The organism is Streptomyces fulvorobeus (assembly GCF_013167895.1).
Classification (GTDB): Bacteria; Actinomycetota; Actinomycetes; order Streptomycetales; family Streptomycetaceae; genus Streptomyces; species Streptomyces fulvorobeus.
Genome location: NZ_BLWC01000001.1, coordinates 6121050 through 6142667, shown reverse-complemented (window position 1 = coordinate 6142667; position 21618 = coordinate 6121050). Strand labels below are relative to the sequence as shown.

At 69.3% G+C, this 21618-nt stretch carries 17 protein-coding genes and 4 pseudogenes; 10 read left to right on the top strand and 11 right to left on the bottom strand.

Annotation, left to right across the window (positions count from 1 at the left end; translation table 11 throughout):
• Nucleotides 1–4: 4 nt before the first annotated feature.
• Nucleotides 5–415 (top strand): RidA family protein, encoded by a 411-nt coding sequence (locus Sfulv_RS27835; RefSeq protein WP_173317188.1) that lies wholly within the window; start codon nt 5–7, stop codon nt 413–415.
• An 839-nt stretch (nt 416–1254) separates the two neighbouring features.
• On the opposite strand, the gene Sfulv_RS27830 is transcribed toward Sfulv_RS27835, so the two are convergent.
• Both Sfulv_RS27830 and Sfulv_RS27825 read right to left on the bottom strand, forming a co-directional pair.
• On the bottom strand, nt 1255–1824 hold the full coding sequence (locus tag Sfulv_RS27830; protein WP_173317187.1) for a hypothetical protein: 570 nt from the start codon (nt 1822–1824) through the stop codon (nt 1255–1257).
• Between the two features lie 1190 nt (nt 1825–3014).
• Nucleotides 3015–3515, bottom strand: coding sequence for a hypothetical protein (locus Sfulv_RS27825; protein ID WP_173317186.1), 501 nt, complete (start codon nt 3513–3515; stop codon nt 3015–3017).
• A gap of 219 nt (nt 3516–3734) precedes the next feature.
• On the opposite strand from Sfulv_RS27825, the gene Sfulv_RS27820 reads away from it, so the two are divergent.
• On the top strand, nt 3735–4517 hold the full coding sequence (locus Sfulv_RS27820; RefSeq protein WP_173317185.1) for a helix-turn-helix transcriptional regulator: 783 nt from the start codon (nt 3735–3737) through the stop codon (nt 4515–4517).
• A 554-nt stretch (nt 4518–5071) separates the two neighbouring features.
• Entirely contained in the window at nt 5072–5578 is a 507-nt protein-coding gene (locus Sfulv_RS27815) for a hypothetical protein (protein ID WP_173317184.1), read from the top strand.
• Between the two features lie 501 nt (nt 5579–6079).
• Here Sfulv_RS27815 and Sfulv_RS27810 read toward each other — a convergent pair.
• The 4 genes from Sfulv_RS27810 to Sfulv_RS27795 all read right to left on the bottom strand — a co-directional run bounded on the left by Sfulv_RS27810 (nt 6080) and on the right by Sfulv_RS27795 (nt 8775).
• Nucleotides 6080–6910 carry a glycoside hydrolase domain-containing protein gene (locus Sfulv_RS27810; RefSeq protein WP_173317183.1) on the bottom strand — a complete coding sequence of 277 codons (831 nt, stop codon included), beginning with the start codon at nt 6908–6910 and terminating at the stop codon, nt 6080–6082.
• 20 nt (nt 6911–6930) lie between these two features.
• Complete coding sequence (locus tag Sfulv_RS31620; RefSeq protein ID WP_371874708.1) at nt 6931–7179, bottom strand: hypothetical protein; 249 nt, start codon at nt 7177–7179, stop codon at nt 6931–6933.
• A gap of 120 nt (nt 7180–7299) precedes the next feature.
• Complete coding sequence (locus tag Sfulv_RS27800) at nt 7300–7827, bottom strand: DUF6584 family protein (protein ID WP_173317182.1); 528 nt, start codon at nt 7825–7827, stop codon at nt 7300–7302.
• Nucleotides 7828–8247: 420 nt separating this feature from the next.
• Nucleotides 8248–8775 (bottom strand): hypothetical protein, encoded by a 528-nt coding sequence (locus tag Sfulv_RS27795; RefSeq protein ID WP_173317181.1) that lies wholly within the window; start codon nt 8773–8775, stop codon nt 8248–8250.
• Between the two features lie 481 nt (nt 8776–9256).
• Between Sfulv_RS27795 and Sfulv_RS27790 the strand changes: the two genes are divergently transcribed.
• Nucleotides 9257–9697 carry a VOC family protein gene (locus Sfulv_RS27790; RefSeq protein WP_173317180.1) on the top strand — a complete coding sequence of 147 codons (441 nt, stop codon included), beginning with the start codon at nt 9257–9259 and terminating at the stop codon, nt 9695–9697.
• A 524-nt stretch (nt 9698–10221) separates the two neighbouring features.
• Here the strand turns inward: Sfulv_RS27790 and Sfulv_RS27785 are convergent.
• Entirely contained in the window at nt 10222–11082 is an 861-nt protein-coding gene (locus tag Sfulv_RS27785; protein ID WP_173317179.1) for an SDR family oxidoreductase, read from the bottom strand.
• A 136-nt stretch (nt 11083–11218) separates the two neighbouring features.
• Here Sfulv_RS27785 and Sfulv_RS31615 point away from each other — a divergent pair.
• Nucleotides 11219–11428 (top strand): annotated as a pseudogene (locus tag Sfulv_RS31615) (winged helix-turn-helix transcriptional regulator); the annotation flags it as partial.
• Between the two features lie 245 nt (nt 11429–11673).
• Here Sfulv_RS31615 and Sfulv_RS27775 read toward each other — a convergent pair.
• Nucleotides 11674–11951, bottom strand: a pseudogene (locus Sfulv_RS27775) (hypothetical protein); the annotation flags it as partial.
• A 260-nt stretch (nt 11952–12211) separates the two neighbouring features.
• Between Sfulv_RS27775 and Sfulv_RS27770 the strand changes: the two are divergent.
• Together Sfulv_RS27770 and Sfulv_RS27765 are read left to right on the top strand one after the other, a co-directional pair.
• Nucleotides 12212–12976, top strand: a complete 765-nt coding sequence (locus tag Sfulv_RS27770) for a hypothetical protein (protein WP_173317178.1) — start codon at nt 12212–12214, stop codon at nt 12974–12976.
• Between the two features lie 9 nt (nt 12977–12985).
• Nucleotides 12986–13648 (top strand): class F sortase, encoded by a 663-nt coding sequence (locus Sfulv_RS27765; RefSeq protein WP_173317177.1) that lies wholly within the window; start codon nt 12986–12988, stop codon nt 13646–13648.
• A gap of 175 nt (nt 13649–13823) precedes the next feature.
• On the opposite strand, the gene Sfulv_RS27760 is transcribed toward Sfulv_RS27765, so the two are convergent.
• Nucleotides 13824–14732, bottom strand: coding sequence for a hypothetical protein (locus tag Sfulv_RS27760; RefSeq protein ID WP_173317176.1), 909 nt, complete (start codon nt 14730–14732; stop codon nt 13824–13826).
• The gene (locus tag Sfulv_RS27755; protein ID WP_173317175.1) at nt 14729–15190 is read right to left on the bottom strand and encodes a hypothetical protein; all 462 of its coding nucleotides are present in this window, start codon (nt 15188–15190) and stop codon (nt 14729–14731) included. The genes Sfulv_RS27760 and Sfulv_RS27755 overlap by 4 nt, the downstream gene beginning before the upstream one ends.
• A gap of 135 nt (nt 15191–15325) precedes the next feature.
• Between Sfulv_RS27755 and Sfulv_RS27750 the strand changes: the two genes are divergently transcribed.
• Nucleotides 15326–18685 carry a CHAT domain-containing protein gene (locus Sfulv_RS27750; RefSeq protein WP_173317174.1) on the top strand — a complete coding sequence of 1120 codons (3360 nt, stop codon included), beginning with the start codon at nt 15326–15328 and terminating at the stop codon, nt 18683–18685.
• A 30-nt stretch (nt 18686–18715) separates the two neighbouring features.
• Nucleotides 18716–19879, top strand: coding sequence for a tetratricopeptide repeat protein (locus tag Sfulv_RS27745; RefSeq protein ID WP_173317173.1), 1164 nt, complete (start codon nt 18716–18718; stop codon nt 19877–19879).
• A 667-nt stretch (nt 19880–20546) separates the two neighbouring features.
• Here Sfulv_RS27745 and Sfulv_RS27740 read toward each other — a convergent pair.
• A pseudogene (locus Sfulv_RS27740) lies at nt 20547–20962 on the bottom strand (zinc-binding dehydrogenase); the annotation flags it as partial.
• Between the two features lie 170 nt (nt 20963–21132).
• On the opposite strand from Sfulv_RS27740, the pseudogene Sfulv_RS27735 reads away from it, so the two are divergent.
• A pseudogene (locus tag Sfulv_RS27735) lies at nt 21133–21243 on the top strand (transcriptional regulator); the annotation flags it as partial.
• Nucleotides 21244–21618: the final 375 nt, after the last annotated feature.

Genomic DNA, 21618 nt, shown 5'->3' with positions numbered 1-21618 from the left:
GACCGTGGCTCGTGCCATTACTTTGATCCGCTCCGCTTCCCTGTCCGACGTCGCCGAATACGCCTACGCGGCGACGGCGCCCGCCGAGTCGCGCCTGATCTTCCTCGCTGGGGCATGTCCGCTGAACGATGACGGCTCCACGGCCGCGATCGGGGACTACGTGGGCCAGGCAGCGAAAGCCATCGAGAACATGCAGGCTGCGCTTACTGCCGCAGGCGCGTCGCTCCAGGATGTCATCAGCACACGGGTTCTCGTCGCATCGACCCGGCAGGAGGACCTGGTGGCCGCCTGGCAGGTAGTTCGGGACTCGTTCGCCGACCATGACGTCCCCAGCACCTTGATGGGTGTCACCGTGCTCGGCTACAAAGACCAACTCGTTGAGATTGAGACCGTGGCCGCCGTGCTCGATTCTTGAGACCTCGTCGTTGGCAGAGCGGGATGTGACGGTGTGACCCAAGGCCGACGCCGAGCGCATACGCGATGCGACGAAGTCTTGGATCTTCGTCGCGAGCGGGGCTGCGTTGCGGGATGATCTCCTGATTCGCACGGACGCTGTCTCTGTGGAGGCGTGGCTGAGATCTGCCTTCCGCGCGTGCGTGAGCTTGGTCGGTGATTCCCGGTTGACCGCGCGGTCCGGAGTGGGCAACGGGCTGTGATCGAGCTTCCCGAAGGGGCGTGGCGGGACTGGAATATCGTCGCCTGGGACCCCGGGCGGTTGCGTCTGGGCGCCGGGCACGACATCTCGTATGCCCACTGCTTGGAGCTGGTGTTCAGCGACCCGGTCTTCGCCACGTGCTCGACCGCCTTGCAGGATCCGGCGTTTGGGGCGCCGACGGCTGACGAGGTCCGGCTCGTTGCCCGGCCGGTCGGTGAAATTCCCTCCCATACTGATCATTTTCGAGGCGGATGCGGGCGGGCCCAGTCTGGCGTCCGGCCTAATCGCGGCCGGGCAGCCCGACATCGTCGAGGGAACCGTCTTCCGATACTGGCACGAGAATCTGGCGGCCAGGGAACGTCTGGCTCCCAGGGTGAGACCTCCGGCTTGACTGTTCCTCGGCCTGTGCGGCCGCCGCACCAAGTTCGCTCAGAGCCACTCCCGCTGCATGAACTGCCCCTCTCCGCCGACTACTGGTACCGACCTTGCACCGCAGGTCAGAAATGGAGACCGAGGCCAGAACTGATGCCGGTCCTCTGCGGTGGCCCGTCCGGACCCAGCACGGTCGGGCAGGAGGGAGCAGCTGGAGTCGGGGATGTTCAGAGGGGCAGGATCTCCAAAGCGCCGGGGCCGGCGACGCGCCGGACTCCGCTGGTCAGGCATTGGAGGGGGTTGATGGTCAGGCGGGCGCTGGTGAGAACGAGGGTGCGGCCCTGGAATTCACCGGAGTTGATGGTGGCCACGACGATCCCGACGTTTTCACCCAGGGGCCGCTGACTCAGGGTGATGCCGCCGGTGAAGTGCGAGGTGCCGGAGTGTTCGCCGCCCTCGTCCTGCCAGCGCACGCTGCCATTCGCGTTGGTGATGGGTACGTTGAGGGTGCAGCTGAGCAGTCCTGTGGCGCTGGCCGTGTACTCGGCGAAAGCATGCTCAGGATCGATGAGCTGTCCCGTGCAGGTGTGGAAGTCTCCCGTCACGCTGACCTTCTGGCTCTGCGGCAGCACGGTCAGTCCAGGGTCGATGGTCTGCTCGACATCACCGGCGCAGACCGCGAGCGGGGCATCGTCTTGAGCCTGGGCGGGTTGCGCGGTGCCAGCGATCAGAGCGCCGACCAGCGCGGGGCTGCTCAGCAGGGCCGTCAGACGGCGGCGCGGGAAGGTGCGGGGCATGATGATGCCTCCTTCACAGGCAGTACTTTGAACTCTCCATTGCCATACCGACACGAGAGCCACTGCACACAAAAAGTAACCGGCCCATTCCGCATAGTAAATACCTCTGTGGCCTGGCGCGGAAAGTGATCCAGAACATTCATTTCGGGGCCCGTCCCAACTTGATCACCCGAACCGCGATCCCCCGACGGCGGCCCGATCGACGCGACTTGGTCAATCTCTGCGCACACAAGGGCAGCAAGATCCGCACATGGGTGCGGGACAAAGACCTAGGTGTGCTTCACCTGACGAACACCCCCTGGGTGTAGACGCGCATTTCGGGTCGTTACGGCAGTCAATGCGTCCGCCACCTCCACGTTCTCGCCGCCCAGAGGCGCGAACCTGCCCGGGTCAGCAGCGAGACAGACATCCGCTGGGGCGGTCGTTCTGTTCCCGCCGCATGATCCGGCAACATGACGAAGGTTCCAGGTGACAGCATGACCTCCGCCGCGGATCTGTCCGGGTTACTTGATCAGCGCGAAGGCGCGGTGCCTAACCCTGGGCGGCCCCTTGTACCTGCCGCCTGTGCCCTCGGTGGTCGGCTCCTCGGGCCGCACCGAAAGCCCGCACGTCGTCGCCGCAACCACGCTCGCCTTCCTGGACACCACCCTGCGACACAAACCCGGGGACCTGGCCGGCGTGCTGTCGGCCTACAGCGACCTCAGCGTCTTCGTCGGCGGCACAGCGGGTCGAGGCGCGCAGGCTGCCCATGACGTAGTCGCGTACGGCGGTGGGCGCGGTGTCAAGCGCATAGGTGAAGATCCGCACAGTGTCCCGCGCGGACAGAGCGGTGTAGCCCCAGTAGCCGGGCTGGGGTCGCCGGGGGCCTGACGGTGTCAGTGAGCCCGAGTCTGGTCACCATCCGGTCAATGATGGCGCCGCCGCAGCCCGCGACCGCACGCCCGCGGTGTGTGTGATGCGGCGGCGGAAAGCGAGGAAGGGACTGGTGTGCGGCGAGGTCATGGTTCGTCCGGGCTCCCTACGTAAATGAGGTCGGAGCCGGAGTCGGGCATGCCCGTGCACACCCAGCAGCCTCACGGGTGTGCACGGATACACCGAGGAGGACCGCCGTGGGGCGCAGATCATGCTCATCGGTCCGCGATCCACGGTGCCCTCGGTGCGGTGGGCCGTGCCCTACGCCAGCGGGCAGGTCACCACCAGTCGGAACAGCGGGGGATGTTGTCGGAGTTGAGCGAACCGCACACCCGGAACTGGTACTCAGGGTCGGTGCTGGTGCGCTTGAACGGGGTCGTCAGGCTCTGCCCGATACTCTGGACGACGAACGGTCCGCACTGCAGCCAGGGGTACATCTCGGTGCCGGCAGGGCCTCCCTTGTCCCAGCCTGTGGCCTTCCAGTCCATCCAGACATCGTCACCCGGGAACGTGACACCACTGATCTTCCCGAAGGCGATCTGCTGTCCCGCGTACACCCCCTTCTCCAGGGTGAAGACGACGTTGTTGCCCAGCTTGAAGCTCCTGGGCTTGTACGTGTCCCCGGAGGCGTTGTCAGGGTGGTCGGTGAACCCACGGGTGCCGCCCGTGCAGTCGGACGCGGCGGCCTGGGCGGGACCGGCGGGGCCGGCCACGGTGACGCCGGTCGCGAGGGCACAGACGGCCGTGAGGGAGGCGAGTACGGAGCGCAATGGACGCATGTCGATGATGACCCTTCCGATGCTTGACGAAAGCGGCGTCAGCCACGCCGAACCCCGGCACAAGTGACTGTCTTGACCAGCGGACCTTTGGGACAGCGGTCCGCCGATGACCGACCATGATGCGGATTGGGCAGCGTGGGCCATGGGGAGAAATACGCATGGACAGGCGCCCGTCACCGTGGATGCGCGCAGTCGGCTGTGGCTCTTGCGGAGGTTGTCATGAGGGACCGGCATGCGCGGATGCTGGACTGGGCGGTGGAGGTGATGAGCACCGAAGACCCGGAACGCGTATGGCCGTTCCTCACCGAGGAACTGCTCACGGCGCTCGACGCGACGCTGATCCTGGTCAAGGAGGAACCCTGGACCCGTGAGCGGGGCAGCGTCGAGATCTGGCCGGCTCGGCTGCCTCCGGGGGACCACGACCACGATGAGCCGGTCCAGCGCCACATCCGAGGGGGGTATCCCTTCGCCGACCGGTACGGGACCGGCCATGACTGGACACCGCAGAGCGCCGCGCGCATCACGGGGGCACGGGTCTGGCAGCACAGTGCGGCCGCCGACGCTCTTCACCAGGCGTTCGGGACACGGCACATGCTCGGCATACCGTTCCCCAGTACGGGTCCGCACGTCAGTGGGTTTGTGGTGCATCGGTCGGGCAAGGATTTCTCCCCGCACGACGAGCGGTACGCGGCACGCGTGCAGCCGCTGCTCAAGGCAGCAGCGACCCATCGGTCCTTTCTGACCGCACTACGGGACGCCTCCGGCCGCGACCGGAGGCGGCGGCAGGCCAACCAGTCCTTGGCGGTGCCGCTGACCCCTCGTGAGCTGCACGTCCTGCACCTGCTCGCCACCGGGATACCAGCCGATGCCATGGCACGCCGCCTGGGCATCTCACCGCGCACCGTGCACAAGCACCTGCATGCGCTCTACCGGAAACTCGGGGCCGCGGACCGGCTCAGCGCGGTGCTGCGCGCTCAGGAGGCCGGCCTGCTCGCCAACTAGCCGGAACCGCGTGGCGCGGCGCGACGTGAGCCGTGGCCAGCCCGGAGGTCGGTGGCAGGGGTGGCGTCTGAGACGTTGCGGCCCCGTGATCAGCATGGGACAGAACGACGAGTGCGTACGCGCGGTGCACATGCGGCTCCAGCAACGGGCGCCCCCATCGGGGTGGACGGCTCGTTCGGTCCCGGGACACTGCGCGCCGGGTGACGGCTTCTCAGGTGCTCGCGGACCCCGTACGTCAGGGACCCGGCGAAGAAGGCTCTCCGCAAGTCGCACGTACGCATGGAGTCCTGGTCGCCGCGGAGGTTCGCCAGCGCGTCCGCGAGGTCTTCACCACGACCTCGGTTGACGCCTCGTCATCGTCGAATGCCACCCCTTCCTGGCTCCTCTGCACATCCTGGCGAACACCAACGGGTCAAGGATCCAAGGGTTGTTCCGATCTCCGACTCGCGTCTCCCCGAAGCGACTTCGTCTCACACTGCGCTCCGCAGCTGGCCGATTGAGCGTTATGGCCGACGGCTTTCAGTGCCGAGCGGCATCACAGTAAGGTCCAGCCCATGGACTGGCTGGCCCCTGTGAACACTCTGATCGGCGCCGCGATCGGCGTCGGATCCACGCTTCTCGCTGATCGATTCCGCTGGCGCCGCGACCGTGCGGCGCTCAACCAGGACACGCGTCGACAGGCGTACGCGGCGTTCATGGGAGCGCTGTCGGATGCGTACACACGGCTGCACGAGATTGCACACGGCGCACGCCCGGCAGAGGAAGCGCGGACGGCGGCCCATGAGGTGTTCGTCACCAGCAACTTGTACCCGTTGCGTTACGAGCTCGCTCTGATCGCCCCATGGGAGGTGATGGATTCGGCTAATCATGCCTTCTGGAAGGTTCGTGCCCTGCGAGACCTGGTGGCAACGGGCGCCACCACCCAGGATCCGGACCTCGGCCGCCACATTCGCGGCTATCTCGCGGCAACCGAGGAAGCGCAGGTGGCCATGCGCCGGGATCTTGGTACTTCCTGGCCCCAACGAGATCAAGCCCTTACTTCGCCTGTGCGCGAAGTATGAATCGCCAGCCGGCTCTGTCCCTCAACCAGCCACCCCAAGCAAGTCAGGACCACTGCGACCGCCCCGGCCCGGCGGGGTACGGGACGGGCCAGTGCCCAGGGCGGTGCACGGGCCCCCGATGCGGTGGCGCGCTGTGAGTTCTTGGTCGGGGTGCAGGCGATTTCCACGCTGTTGGCCTGGAACCACTCGGTGACGGGACGGCGGCGTTCGGTGGCCAGGTGCGGGAAATAGCTGTCGCAGATGATCGCGGTGCGCTTGTCGACGGGGTCGAGGGATCGCAGGTGGCGGATACCGTGCGGATGGATGCGGGTCGGGCGGCGGCGCGGGCGCGGTGCGCTGGCGAGGTCCTTGCGCACCGTGCCTGTGCGCACGCCGTCCGGGCCATCCCTTGACCAGGTTCGGCCCGGCCGACGCCGCCTCCTCGGCCAGGTTCGCTGCCTGGCACATTTCCCCTTCTCCACCCTCGTTTCATCCGCCGGTCAGGCCCGTCGTACCGACCGGTCAGCCGATGATGGCGACCGGGGCGTCCCACGCGTTGCGGTCGACGGTGATGGTGTGACCGCCGCGGATCTCCTTGCTGTTGGCCTTGTACTGGTGGCCGCGGCTGTGGTCGGTGTACAGCTTCGGGTTCCAGGGCCAGTCCTTGGTGGTGGTCTCCTGGCCGTTCCACAGGGCGTACCAGAGGTTGCCCGGCAGGTCCGTGCGGTTCTTGGCGGTGGCGATCGCCTTGGCGCTGGAGCTGCTGAAGCCGTAGAGGCCGGCGCGGTAGGTCTTGGCGCGCAAGGTCTTGGTGAAAGACCGCACGTAGGCGAGGGTTGCGTCGTTGCACGCCTTGTCGGCGATGTCGTACGACTCCATGTTGAGGTAGATGGGGCTGCCGGCCTTCATGCCGAGCGCCGAGCTCTTGACGATGGCGTCGTTGGCGTTGCTCACCCCGACCGAGTTCGCAGTGGCCGCCGTGAACCTCTCCTTGTTCCCACTCTTCTGGCAGGGCGGCTGGGCGCCGACGTAGAGGGGGATGACCCGCCAGCCGAGCGTGTCGACCGACTTCACCCAGGACTTGGTCAGGTTCGGCTGGGCGCAGCCGCGGTTCTTGCCACCGACGTAGACCGCGACGCCGCCGTAGTAGGCGTCCCTCTTCCACGCCTTCATCGCTGTGAGCGAGGGTGCCGTGCAGGCGTCGAACGCCCGGCCCGTGTAGGTCTTCTGCGCCGGCCACGCCGGGGCGGCCGTCGAGGTCTGCGCCGCGACCCCGGCTCCGGCCACGACGACGACACTCGTCGCCGCCAAGGCGATGTAACGGTTTTTCCTGGACAACCGGTGCTTCGGCATTCCCCACCCCATACGACGTATCAGATCGCGCTCCGGTACTCCGGAGCCGACCACAACTGGATCCCGCCCAGTCTTGCAGGTTGCACCAGCGGTCGTTCCACCAGCCAACGGAACGGTGAGTCGGAGCATGCGGCCCAACAGACAGAGCGGGTGGGGCCGACCACGTCCTTGATGACGGCCTGGTGGTTGGTGCAGTAGCGGCGGTTCTTCGACCGCTCGGCCACGGAGGGGTCGTGGGTGGGGACCCGGCTTCCGTCCACGATGAGCACGGACCTATTACGGAACCGTGCAGGGCTTGTGCGCGACAGGGGACCGAGATGCGAGATGGCTGATGATGCGGGCAGCCGCGGACACTTCATGGCCCGCTTCTCCGGCGCCGGTGACCTGAGTCAGTCGAAGAGAGCAACGACCCCGTTCACCCAGATCGCCAGGAACGCGAGAGCCCCCACCAGGCAGCCGACACCCGCCATCACAGCGCTGAACGACCACGGCTCGGAGGGCTCCTCGTGCTCCTCCTCCAGGCCGCCACGGTAGGAGGCAGGGTCGTCCCAGTCGACGGAGTGCCCCAGCTCCTCGGCGCAGGCGGTCCGCACCGCGACCAGCTGCCCCTGCGCGAAGGCGGTGGCAGCCATCGCCTCGGGACCGCGCCAGGCCAGGGCTTTCATCCGCCACCCGGGAGACCCGTACCGCGCCTCGAAGGCGGCGGTCTCGTCAGCGTTGCGGTCCTCTTCGAGGTACATCCAGCGTCCGGCCTCGGCGGCGTCACCGTAGAGCCGGTACACCTTGGCCAGGCGCCGGCGGAGGGTCAGGTCGTACGGGAAGGACGAGACAAGACCGCGCAAGCGCTGGCGCGCGATGGGAACCCGGCCGGCGGTCAGATCGGCTTCGACTCGGGCAAGGGTCTCTCTCAGAGGCATGAACGCATGATCGGGTACCGCACTGCTCTACGTCGACCGGCTTTTCTTGCTCAGCACTCGCTCGCTCGCCACGGAATCGGCTGTGCCTCACCCGAATCGCCGGGGCACCCCTTTACGGGAAAACCCGAGCGACGGGAGGCGGGCCGTACGGAAGATCTTCCGTACGGAGCGGGCGGGCGAGGATCATGGTGAGGAGCCGGCCGGGAAGCGCCGGACCGTCTGCTGCCGGCCCGGACCGGCCGGAACAGGCCCTGAACGATCAAGAACCGATGCGGCGGCCGAGCTCGAAGACTCGGAGCGGCCGCAGCAAGGTCGAGCCGGGGCGGGGGGGGGCACACAGCCGGACCACCCGACAGCGCAAGCGCCGGGGCACCGGGGCGCCGGCAGACCCGTATCTCGCGCTCAGCCGCCCTGACCGCCCTACAGCCGGTCCCCCGTACTCGGTGGTGCAGGAGGATGCGTCCCACCACCGTCCTTCATGTCCGTCTCGCAGGTTGGTCCGTCGTACGACTGGTCATTGGGGATCAAGAGCACTCCGGCAACCTGATCAGGGTGCTCGACAGCGAGCCAGCCGTCACCCGTAAGGGCACCATCCGACCCGGACGCCTCGGATGAGTGAACCGTCCGACATCCCAACGCCACGCGCTCCTTGTCGACCGCACAGGCATCCACTGCGGGGCCGGATACCTCGTCGGCGCCATCGAATCGGTAGTCGAAGTGGACCCGGTCGCCTTCGGAGGGCACTTGCGGGTGCGGCTCAAGACGCCAGTCGACGACCTCGGCGATCACGCCGAGAGGCTGCCCGGACGTGTCCTCGACTTGCACCCTCACGCCGGCCTCACCGCGCTCCGCCGTCGTGTCGGTGCACTGCCAGAGGGAAGAGCAGCCGGACAGGGCGAGAATCACCAGAGCCAACGGGGCACCGGCGAGTACCCGTGCGGGGAACACTGAAATGACCTCCGGTCAGGGGGCGGAGCGGTGCAGCCCAGGGCGGCAGCTGCGGGTGTTGACGGCGAGCGCCTGCGGCGGTGAAGCCGAAGCACAGAGGAGCCCTGCGAACTGGGCGGCCCGGACGGGCGCGGCGAGAGCGAGCGCCATGGGGAACTCTACCCGTCCGAGGTGACCCGGCACCGCGCGTTGATAGGGCAGCACGATGCTCAAGCGCGCACACTGCGAATCGTCGAGGAGGCATGGAAAAGCGAGGACGACACGCCGGGGGGGCTGATCATCTTCACAGGAGCGGCCACCTGCGCCGCACTCGCTCCCGTTGGCGACGTCCGGCTCGGAGGTCTGCTGGAGCGGTGCTGAGGCGCGATCCCGGGTTTTGTGGAGTGCCGGCGGCCTGAGGACGTCGAGAACGCGCCACCGGCTCCGTCCCAGAGGCATCAGCGGCCTCCACCGGCCGCACGAGGAAGAAGGAGATACCAGCATGGCGATTCAGCGGATGGACAACGTCGGCATCGTCGTCGAGGACATGGATGCCGCCATCGCGTTCTTCGTGGAACTCGGCATGGAGCTGGAGGGCAGGGCGGAGGTCGAGGGCCTCTTCGCCGACCAGTGCACCGGACTCGACGGCGTCCGCTGTGACATCGCGATGGTACGGACCCCGGACGGTCACAGCCGGATCGAGCTGGCGAAGTACCGCAGCCCCGCGGCGATCAGCGCCGGGCCGCGCAACCGGCCGCACAACATTCTGGGCACGCACCGCGTCATGTTCGCCGTCGACGACATCGAGGACACCGTTGCCCGCCTGCGTCCTCACGGCGCCGAACTCGTCGGCGAGATCGCCCGGTTCGAGGACAGCCACCTGCTCTGCTACATCCGTGGCCCGGAGGGCGTCATCGTGGGACTGGCCGAGCAACTGCGCTGAGAGAGGAACCGAACCAGGCAGTCGAACGTGACCTTCCTGCCCTACGTCGCCCGATGACGGAACCTCGCGCAACGTACCGATCGCTTAGACGAGGAACGGGTCGCGGACCGTCGCTCGTACGACGAAGAAGGCGCCCGAACTTCCGTGGCCACCCTCGCGTACAGGCCCTGAAATGACGGCATCAGTAGGTGAGAGACATCCGCGTGTCTGGAGAGCCGTCGAACCTGGCCTCGAATCCCAGGTTGCCGGGCAGTTCACCCGGGCCGAGCATCTCGCGGGCCAGGGCAGGCATCGGCTTCAGGGAAGGCGTGAGTACTGAGCGGTCAGCCGGCAGGGTTCACGCGGTGGGCCTGGGTCCGCAGCGTCCAGGACTCGTTCCGGGCAGCCGGCCGGCAGCGGTGGGGAGAGGTGACCCTTCTCGTCCGTGCTCCAGAGCATGTTCTGCTGCGCGGTCGCACTCGTAGGTCCCGCCGGCGGGCCCGCGTCTGTGCGGGTACAGCGGTGTGGTGCTTGTACGGGGGGCGTCAGACCGCAAGGGCCTGGGCGACGGCGGTGGACAGTGGTGTGGTCGGCCGGCCCAGGAGTCCGCTGAGGTCGGTGGTGATGTGGGCCAGTGCCCCGTGGGAGACCTGCACGTCGGCGTCGACGATCAGGTCGGTGACGAAGTCGGGCAGTCCAGCTCCGGTGAGGATCTGCCGGTACTGCTGGGCGGGCAGGTCCGCGTAGGTGACGCGCTTGCCGGACTGCGCGGCACTCTCGGTGGCCAGTTCCGGCAGGGACCAGGCGGTGTCGCCGGTGAGGTCGTAGACCTTCGCGGACTGGTCGTCGCGGGTGAGGACCACAGCGGCGGCTTCGGCGAAGTCCGCCCGGGTGGCGGAGGCGATCCGTCCCTGGCCCGCGCTGCCCGCGATGGCGCCGCGCTCGACGGCGTCGGGGAGGGTCGCGGTGTAGTTCTCGGTGTACCAGCCGTTGCGCAGCAGTACCGCGGGCAGTCCGGAGTCGGCGATGGCCTGCTCGGTGTCGCGGTGCACGCGCGCCAGGCCCAGCGGGCTGGTGGGGGCCGCGGTGACGGAGGTGTAGGCGATCAGGCCGACGCCGGCCTTGGCCGCGGCCTCGACGGCCGCACGGTGCTGGACGATGCGGATGTCGTCCGGGCCGGTCGAGGAGACGAGCAGGAGCTTGTCCGCATTTGCGAAGGCGGCCAGGAGGGTCTCGGGCCGCTCGTAGTCGGCGAGGCGGATCTCGACGCCCCGGGCGGCGAGGTCCGCGGCCTTGGCCGGGGTGCGCACCGCCGCGGCGATCCGCCCGGCGGGCACTCCGCGCCGGAGGAGGTGCTCGATGACCTGGTGGCCGAACTGTCCGGTGGCGCCGGTGACAACGATCATGACGGAGTCCTTCGTGGGCTGGGGGTACCGCCAGGCGATACCCCGGCGGCATCACCCACCATACGCTATCTAAAAGTTAGTGCAACCTTTTGCGCAGCGCCTCGATCGGGGTAACGTGAAGGGGTAGGAGGGACTCATGAAAGAGCTGTCCACTGAGGACGAGCGCCAGGCGGCCGCGCTGGAGTTCGACGTCTTCGCCAAGCACTGTCCGTCCCGTCAGGTGCTCGACCACCTCACGGGCCGCTGGGGTGTACTCGTGCTCGCGGGCCTGCGCAAGGGGCCTGTGCGCTTCAATGCCCTGCGGCGGCGTATCGACGGAATCAGCGAGAAGATGCTCGCCCAGACACTCCAGGCTCTGGAGCGCGACGGGTTCGTCAGCCGCGAGGTTCTCACCGCGATGCCCCGAGCGTCAACTACTCCCTCACACCCCTGGGCGAGACCACGGCCGATCACCTCATGGCTTTCATCGGCCACGTCGAAGCCCACATGCCCGCAGTCCTCGCATCCCAGGAAAAGCACACCGCCACCACTCCGGGGTGAAGCGGCTCCAGCTCGCAGCCGGACGATCCACTCGCACGCCGACCAGCCAGGCATACGCGCCGATGTGCTTGCTCCAGAGAGCCATTTCGGCGGGCGGGGGACGTCATATGCTTTGTCCGCGCGAAGGCGCTGGGGCGTGAAGTACCGGCCGCGGTGGGGGTCGTATCTCGTCTGCCCGTGACAGGTCGAGGAGGCCGACGCGTCCTGGCGGTGCAGGACTCCCTCGCGCAGCCGGCCCTGGACGCCGGCCCCGAACACCGGTTCCTGACGAGAACGTAGATGACCGCGGCGAACAGCGTCTCATCAGGCATGTCTTGCGTACCAGCGCCCCACACACATCCCCACGAGCCAACCCCGCGTAGGACAGTCCGAACGCCGCACTGGCAACAGCCCTCGCACCGCCTGGACGAAGAAGCCCAAGTCCGGCGAGTGATTGACCGCTGGACGGTTTCCACCGGTCCCCCGAATGCCTGTCTGAGATGGCTCCCCAGCCACGAGGAACCCAGCATGTCGTCTAAGCGCCGGTATGCGCTCAACAACGAGCGCCCTGCCACTGGGTAACCGGCCCCGACTCTCAGCTGGAGTACGTATGACGAAGAAGACGGCCACCTCTGTCGCTGCCCTGATGGCGATAGCTTCCGGAATGGTCCTGGCTCCTGTGGCGTTCGCGGACAGTTCCTCGCACGACGACGAACTGCACACGGCACTCGCACCGATTCCCACCAGCAAGGTGACCGGATCGGGCACGGCCATGGTTCACCTCAAGGGGAACCAGGCCACCGTGACGATCAAGACGCAGGGTCTGCTCGCGGACGCACCGCACGCCCAGCACTTCCACATCGGGGCCAAGGGCCAATGCCCGCCGGCTTCCGCGGCCAAGCAGCACAACGGGCAGCTGAGCCTCAACACCACGGACGGCCTGCCCTTCTACGGCAAGATCGGTGCCTCACTCACCACCACCGGCGACACCGGAGCCGACCACTCGGCCCTGGCGGTGGATCGCTTCCCCAAGGGCTCCGCGTACACCTACCACCGCACCATCACCGTCGACGACGAAACCGCGAAGAGCCTGCGCGACGAGAACGCCGTGGTGGTCGTCCATGGCATCGACTTCAACGGCAACGGCAAGTACGACAACGTCCTCGGTGCCAGCGACCTCGACCCCAAGCTGCCCTCCGAGGCCACGAACCCCGCCCTGTGCGGCCCGCTCAAGATGGCCCCCGCGGCAGCGGTCGCCGGCGGAATGGGTGGCACACAGAGCGCGGACACGATGGCACTGACCGCCGCCGGTGGCCTGCTCACCGCCGCCGCGGGCACGCTCTACCTCCGCCGCCGCAGCAGCCGCCAGAGCTGACCGGCACGCATGACCGGCTTCCGGCCCCGTGGCCGCCGTGGTGCCTACACCGCGGCGGCCATCGCCTTCACCACCAGCGCACTCGTCGTCCTGGCCACAGCCCTGTTCGGACAGCACCCCCCGCCGGCCCCTCCTGACACCGCCCGCGCCGCGTCCATCGACGAGCCCAGGACCCCCGCACCGCGCAGCTCACCCCTGCCCCGCTCAGAACCCACCGTCATCCGCATCCCCAAGATCGGCGTACGAACGCAGATCGAAAAGGTCACCAGGTCGGCCGACGGCTCCGTGGACATGCCCACAGACCCCGACCACGTCGGCTGGTACACCGGCTCAGTCACCCCGGGCGAGACGGGCAACACCGTTGTCGTCGGCCACCTGGACTCCCGTTCCGGCCCCGCCGCCTTCTACGGCCTGGGCACCCTGCGCAAGGGGTCTCGGATCACGGTCACCCGTCGCGACGGGAGCACCGCTCACTTCGCCGTCACCGCTATGGAAGTCTGGGCAAAGGACGGCTTCCCCTCCCGCCGCGTCTACGGCCCGACCATGACCCCCACGCTCACATTGATCACCTGCGCCGACTGGGACGACGACCGTCACACCTACCGCTCCAACCTGGTGATCACCGCGGAACCCACCACGTCCCCTCCTGGTGGAGCCGACCGCGGCTTCTGAGCGACCGGTACCCGCCCCCGCCCTGTGCGAGTTTCGAGCGTTGCCCCAGGACCGAGGGCTGGAGCAGATCGCACAGCCGGAGCGCGTGAACACGAGCTCGAGTTCCAGCCTCCGAGGTCAAAAACCTGGAGACCGACCGACGGACGATGCACCGGCCGGTCTCCAGGGCACCCCGTCAGTCCGGTTTGCTCAGCAGCCGCGTCACGCTCTCCCCCAGCGTCGTGGTGAGGCGCCCCTCGCACTCCATTCCCACCGCCACCGCCAGGTCCCTGCCGTGCAGGTCCGCCAGGGCCTCGGCCAGTTCCGCGAACGAGGCAGCCGCCGTGCGACCGCGGAGCACGCCCGTCGCCACCGTGGCCGCGCCGATCAGTGCTGCCGGCCACCACCAGGCGGACAGCAGGAGGTACGCCGAACCCCAGGCCGTGAGGCGGGCCGCCGCGCTCAAGGCCGTTCGCGCGGCCGTCAGTTCGGCCCGGGTGGTGTCGGGGGCGAGAAGCCAGAGGTGAGGCCAGGCAAGGGTCAGGTCCAGGCGGTAGGCGCGCCAGACCCGGCGGTCCGGGCCGGTGATCCTGTCACCGGCCCAGAGCGGGTGCCGGGGTGGGACCAGGGATATCCGGTTGCGGGCGGCGTAGCGCAGTTCCGCCTCCTCCGTGAGGGCGGCGGCGTCGGCCGCGCCGCCGATCCGGGCGCGGCCCGCGGCCACCAGGGCCGAGCGGTACTCCGCGTCAGCCGCCCGCCAGCGGCGCACTCGGCGCCTGGTCAGGCGTCGGCTCAGCGGTCCTCGCGCGTCCATGAGCCAGACCTTCTCGATCAGGGCTCCGGCGGCCTGCGCGACGGTACCGGTCAGCGCGGCCCCGGCCAGCACGGCGACCGCGGCCACCGCGATGGCGCCCGCGCTGTTGGCGCCAGGCGAGGCCGCCAGTGAGTCCAGCCGCGTCCGCAGCCGCCCGATGTCGTGCCACTGGCTCTGGCCCAGGGTGACGGCCGTGGCCAGGGAGACGAGGTACACCAAGCCGGGGATCGCCAGGAGCGCCAGCCAGCGTTCGGCGAGTTTCCCGCCGAGCGCGTTGAGAAACGCGCTCACGGGTGCAGCCCGATCTCTCGCAGGGGACCGCCGAAGACACATCGAACCGGCGGCCCGCCGTCCTCGGGCGCCGGCGCCTCGACGCGCGCACAGTGGCCGAGCGGGCAGGTGAGGACGTAGAGCAAGGGGTGACCGGGGCCGGGGAAGCTCTGGTAGGCGGGGGCGTTCTGGTAGCTGGGCGGGGTGTCCGTACGGTAGGAGCCGAGGCCCGCGCTGTATCCCGCGGCGAGAAGCTGGTCCTCCAGTTCGTCGAAGGAGTCCTCCAGATCCTCGGGTGGAAGGCCGGCGCGCACCTGGGAGATGATGAACTGGACGAGGTGGTCTCCCTGCGCGCCGAGAGTCGGCATTCCCGGTGCGGACGTGAGCCGTTGGCAGAGCGCCGCCAGCCGTTCGTGCCCCGGCCCGCCGTCCGCCCCGTTGGTTCCGCCTCCCTCGCCGCCGTCGCCGAGTCCGCTCACCGCCGCACCTCCGTGAATCCGCCGACTCCCAGCATAACGAGCGTGCTGGAAGCGATACTTGGGTAAAGTCGGGTCTCGGAGTTCCCGGCGTGTATCGCAGTCGAGAGCCCGCAGTGAGACACCCGAGGGCCGGTAATGTCGGACGTGTACGGAACAGCCGAGGAATCCGTCGAGCGGGTGGACGCGCTGCTCGGGCAGTTCCGCCGCACGGGCGAGCGGGCTCCGTTGGACGCCGCCGTCGACATGTGCCGGACGGCACTGGGCAGGGCGCCTGCCGCCGAGACCGTACGGGTGTCCTGGCTGGCGGCGTTGCGCACCGCCCTGGCGATGCGCTGGTGGTCCTTCCGGCAACGGCCCGACCTGGACGAGTCGATCGACGCCGGGCACCTGCTGGCGGCCGGGAGCGCTCCTTACGAGCAGGATCTGCGGGTCCTGGGAAGTATGTGCGCGGACCGCTTCAGTCTCGACCGGAACCCCGCGGACCGGGACACGGCGATGTCGGCGCTGCGGCGCGCGGCGGAGATGCCTCCGGACGGTACGGAGCAACGGCATGCGGCTCTCCACTCACTCGGCATGCTGATGCTGGAGCGCGCCGAGGAGACGGGCAGCGAGGCCGACATGGCGGAGGCGGTGCGGCTGCTGCGCCACGCCCTGGCCTTGCTGCTCGACGGGGAACCGCACAGGACGGCGGACATCGCAGCGGTCCGGAGCAATCTGGCGGCGGCCCTCGGCCATGCATTCGAGGTCCACGGAACACCTTCCGCCGCGTACGAGGCCGTCGAGCTCCTGCGAGCGGTCCTGACGGGGACACCTGCCGGCTCGCCCCGGTGGATACCGGTACTGCTGAATCTCGCCGACGCGCTGCGCAGGAAGGTCGAACTGACCTCGGCGGCGGCCGACATCGAGGAGATGGTCGCGGCGGCCCGGGCGGCCCACGCCGCGACACCGCCAGGGCACCCCGAGCGCACGCGGGGCCTGTCGGTCCTGGGCGTCGCACTGCGGCTGGCGGCCGAGCACACCGAGGAGATCGCTCCGCTGCACGAGTCGGTCGAGTTGCTGCGCGAGTCCGTCCGGGCGACGAGCCGGGCCGAGCGATCACGCCCGCACCGGCTGAACAGCCTCGCCAACGCCCTGCACCGGCTCGGCGAGCGCACCGGCGACGTGACGCTGCTGGACGAGGCCGTGCACCACCTGCGCGAGGCCGTCGCGGAGTCGTCTCCCGACGAGCCGGACCACTTCGTCCGGGTCGCGAACCTGGCCCTGGTCCTGCGCGAGCGCTACCACCAGTCCGGCGACCTCAGCGCCCTGCGGGAGGCCGCCGGACTGGCCCGGCTGGCTCTGGGCTTCCCCCGGTCGCCCCTGGACTCCGACACCAAGCTCGCCAACCTCGGTGTCATCCTCCAGACCTGGTACGAGCGGACGGCGGACGGCGCTGCCGCTTCCGAGGCCGTGCGAGCGGCCCGGCAGGTCCTGGACCGCACCCCCGAGGACAGCGCGCAACTCGCCACGCGGCTGAACCACCTCGGCAACGCCCTGGACAAGCGCTACCAGTCCGAAGGCGAACCGGCCGACCTGGAGGAGTCCATCGCCGTCCTCGCCCGCGCCGTGGCGAACACGGTCTACGGCGAACCGGACCACGCGTCTTCCCTGCACAATCTGGGCTCCGCGCAGCTCACCCAGGCCCGCGCGACCGAGGACGATGCACTGCTGAACCGAGCGGTGGCCACGCTCGGCCGTGCGGTGTACGCCTCGCCCGCCGGCGCCGCCCACACTGCCAATCACCTCCAGTCGTACGCCTCCGCACTCCGCATGCTGCACGAGGTGAACGGAGACCCCGCCGTCCTCCGCGCGGCTGAGGACGCCTACCGGCAGGTCGCTGCCACCGAAGCCCTCCCGGCCGCAGTCCGCATCGACGCGGCCTGTGCCTGGGGGGCCGCCGCGGGTGACGCGGGCCGGTGGGCGGAGGCCCTCGCCGGGTTCGGACTGGCTCTGGCGCTACTGCCCTTCAGCATCAGCAGGCGTCTGCGGCGTGGGGACCAGGAGTACCGGCTGACAGGTGTCCAAGGGCTGGCCGCCGACGCCGCCGCATGCGCCGTGCGGCTCGGGCGGCTCGACGACGCGGTACTGCTGCTGGAGCAGGGACGCGGTGTCCTCCTCGGTCAGACGATCGCCGCGCGTGCCGAACTGGAGCGGTTGCGCGCCGCGCACCCGGAGGCCGCCAGGCACTTCGCCCAGCTCCGCGACCGCATCGACGCGCTGGACTCGGGGATCACCGAGCAGGAGACCGCAGGGCACGACGCCGACGCGCGGCACGCCCTCGCGGCCCGGTGGGAGCGGCTGGTCGGCGAGATCCGCGCGCTGCCGGGTTTCGAGAGGTTCCTCGACGCGCCCACGTACGGCGAGATCCTGGCGTGCGCCGAGCGCGGGCCCGTGGTCGTGGCGTACTCCAGTGTCTACGGCAGTGACGCGCTGGTCCTGCGACCCGAAGGAGTGCGGCTGGTGCCGCTGCCACAGGTGAGTCCCCAGGCGGTGGCGGAGCAGGTGGCGCGGCTCGACGAGGCGCTCACCGCCGCGACCTCGCCGACCGGGGAACGGAGCGCCCAGAAAGCAGTCGAGGCGGTGCTCGCCTGGACCTGGGACCGGGTGGCCGAGCCGGTCCTCGACCGGATCGGGCTGCTCGACGCGCCGGCCGACAGCGACTGGCCCCGGCTCTGGTGGTCACCGGTCGGCGCCCTGGCCGCGCTGCCGCTGCACGCGGCCGGGCACCACGGCGAGCCACCGGGTCCCCGGCCCCGGACCGTCCTGGACCTGGTGGTCTCCTCCTACACGCCCACCGTCCGCGCCCTCGCGTACGCGCGACACCGCGCGGCGGGCCGTCGGCCCGACGGCTGCATGCTCGCCGTGGTCGTGCCCGACGCTCCCGCAACGCGGGCACTCGGCGGCGTCCGCCGGGAGGTGCGGGACCTGAGCGCGCTGCTGCCCACCGAGGTCGTCTCCGGCCCGCGGGCGACGTTCGCCAACGTTCTGCGCGCGCTGCCCTCGCATCCGTACGTGCATTTCGCCTGCCACGGGGTGAGCGACCCGGACGACCCGTCCCACGCCCGTCTCCTGGTACACGACCACCTGGAACATCCTCTGACGGTCCATCACATCTCGCGTCTGGAACTGCCGGACGCCCAGCTCGCCGTGTTGTCCGCCTGTGAGACGGCGCGCGGTTCCGGGCGGCTCGCGGACGAGTCCATCCACATCACCTCCGCCTTCCAGATCGCCGGCTACGCGCACGCTGTCGGCACACTGTGGCCGGTGCACGACGCGGTGGCGGGACGGGTCGCCAGGACTCTCTACCGGCAGCTGCGCGGGGACAGAGCCGCCGGGTCCCCCGGGCTCGACGCCGACCAGGCGGCCCTCGCGCTGCACCGGGCGGTCCGGCAGTGCCGTACCGCATTCCGGGGCAGTCCCAGCCTGTGGGCCGCGCATGTGCACTCCGGAGCCTGACGGAGCCTAAGGGAAGGAACTGGCCGGAACATGGCTTTCAACTGGCGCAGGAAGAGAAAAGACGACAACGCGGTGGGGGACCAGCCGTCCCCGTCTTCGCCCGAACAGGCACTGCCCCCGGCGGCGCACTGGGTCGTCACGCTGGAAGGGGAAGACGGGCAGGAGGAGGAGATCTCCCGGGTCGGCATCCCACCGGAGGAGTTCTTCGGGATGAAGGCCAACGCCGCCTACCGAAGCCTGGGGCCCGACCACCCCGAGACCCTGCTGGCCTTCCGGGAGTACGCGCGAGTCCTGGCGCAGATGGAGGGTCGTCGCGAAGAAGCCCGTGAGCGGTTCATGGACCTCGTAGGCAGCCAGAGCCAGGTGCTCGGTTACGCCCATGAGGACACCCTGACGACCGCCGCCGACCTGGCCGGCCTCGTTCGGGAGATGGGCGACTTCGCGAAGGCGGAGGAGATCTGGCGCAGCGTGTGGACCAGCCGGAGCGAACTGCTCGGCGCTGACCACCCGCAGACTCTGGACGCCGCGAGTGGTCTGGCGAGGGTCTGGGAGGACCTGCGCCGCGAGGCGGAGGCGATCGCGCTCCACCGGGACGTACTGGAGCGCAGGACCCGGCTGCTCGGGCCGGACGATCCGGCGGTGCTGGCCGATGCCGCGGCCCATGCGGCGGCACTGGGCAGAGGCGATCGCTGGGACGAGGCCGAACCGGCCCTGCGCGCGCTCATCGCCCGTCTGGAGCGCCGCAGCGAACTCGACAGCTTCCTGGGTCTCTCCATCCGGGCCAATCTCGGCGCCGCCCTGTGCCGACTGGGCCACCTCGACGAGGCCGAGGTGGTGATGCGCGACGCGCTCGTCGACGGGGAACGGGTCAAGGGCGTGGACCATCCGGAGGTGCTCACCTTGCGCAACAATCTCGCGGCCGTACTGCACGCCCGGAAGCGGTACGCGGAGGCAGCGGCGCTCCTGCGCGAAATCCTCACGGCTGTCTCCAGGAGGCTCGGAGACGGCCACCCGGAAACCGCGCACGCCCGCCACAACCTGGCCAACGTGCTGATCGACACCGGCGAGCGCGCCGAGGCCGCGCCACTGCTCGTACGCTGCCGTGACGACTTCACCCGAGTCTTCGGTCCGCACCATCCCCTGACCCGGGAGGTCGTCGAACAGCTCGAATGGCTGCGGGAGAATCCGGCCTAGGGGGTGTTGCAGCCTATCCAACTCCCTGGACCCGCTGGATACTTGGACCGAATCGGGCCAGGCGGTCCCGGCTCGACGGATGAGCTTGTGAAGGAGTCGCGCTGTGGGCTACGAAGCGTTGTTCTATCGGCCGAGAAACTCGCTAGCGAGCACCGTCCGTGCGTACTTGGGCGGACCGTCGCCGAGCCGCAAGGATGACCCGGCTGTGTGTTTCGACCGTACCGGGATCGAATACCACGAGTCGTACGGACGCGGGCCCACAACTCGCCTGACGTGGGAGGAGGTCCGTGCAGTCGCGGTTCTGCCCGGACCGGTCGAGGGCCGTCGTGCCTTGTGCGTGTACCCCCTGCATGAGTTACCGCAACCCGATATCCAGGTCGGCGAGCTGTGGTCGGGTGTCGGGCCCCGCCTCGCGATCTATTTCAGGGCGTTGTTCGGCACGCCGATCTCAGTGCATCTGCATCATGTTCGAGGTCCGTCGCTGGGGAAACTAGCTAAGCGCCTGCCGGCCTGGACGGAGGGCCGGATAGTTCTGACTTCGGCACGCCCAGTCTGATGCGGTGCGCACCGCGTACCTCGACGGCCGGTCCATCCGTCGCCGCCCTGGCCCCACGAGCACGGTGTCAGCCGGTGGGCGGGTCTGCGGCGCGGCTCGGACGGCCGCAGGTCAGGGCGTGAGGAGGGTCTTGATGGCGCGGCGTTCGTCCATGGCCTTGTAGCCCTCGGCGACCTGGTTCAGGGGGAGGGTGAGGTCGAAGACCTTGCCCGGCTCGCTCCGGCCGGTCAGGACGCGGTCGATGAGGTCGGGAGCGGCGGAACGGGGGCGGGGCCAGCGCGCAGGGCCACGTGGGAGAGGAACAGCTCCTGTCCGTCGACGGCGACGTCGTGGGGGACGCCGACGAAGCCGACGTGGCCACCGGGCCGGGCCGAGTGCAGGGCCTGCCGCATGGCCTGGTCGGTGCCGACGCACTCCAGTACGGAGTCGGCACCGATGCCGCCGGTGAGCTCCTTGATCCGGGCGACGCCCTCGTCCCCGCGCTCGGTGACGATGCCGGTGGCGCCGAAGTGCCGGGCGAGGTTGCGGGAAGCCGCCCCGGGCCCGATGCGGGCCCGCTGTCCGCCCGCGTTCACGGCCGGACGGAAGGTGCCACGTCATCCAGGTAACCCCCTCTTCGCGCGCCCAGCGAGTCACCACCGAAAGGTGTACCGGCAGTACACCCCTGCGGCCGTGCCCGGGACGTACCGTCGACGGCGTGGACGACAGTCAAGAGGTCCGCGAGTTCCTCACCTCGCGGCGAGCCGGGATCACCTCCGCGCAGGCCGGAATGTCCACCGGGCCCAGGCGCCGCGTTCTGGGCCTGCGCCTGTTCGCCGCCTGGGCAGCCACCCAAGAAACGATCTCCCGAGCGCGGCACCCAGCGGGCTGACGGCACTGCTGGCGGGCGCACTCCCTCCACCACCGGGGCGAACCGGTGTGCAGATGTGGCGACACCACGGCCCGGGGTCCAACCAGCCCAGTCGCGGCCCGGCGGTCAAGCGGCCGTCGTCGCCGTGCTCGCTGTCAGTGCTGTCCCCGTTGCCACAGCCGGCAGGGCCGCTTCACATAGCGACCGGGACACGTCACCGCAGATGACGGATCCAGTCAGCGGAAATATTGCGGAAATACTGGAGGCGTTATCACGAATGCGGTTGTGCCGAATTAACGAACAGGTGTTTGACTCGCCGGATATCGGCTGCCG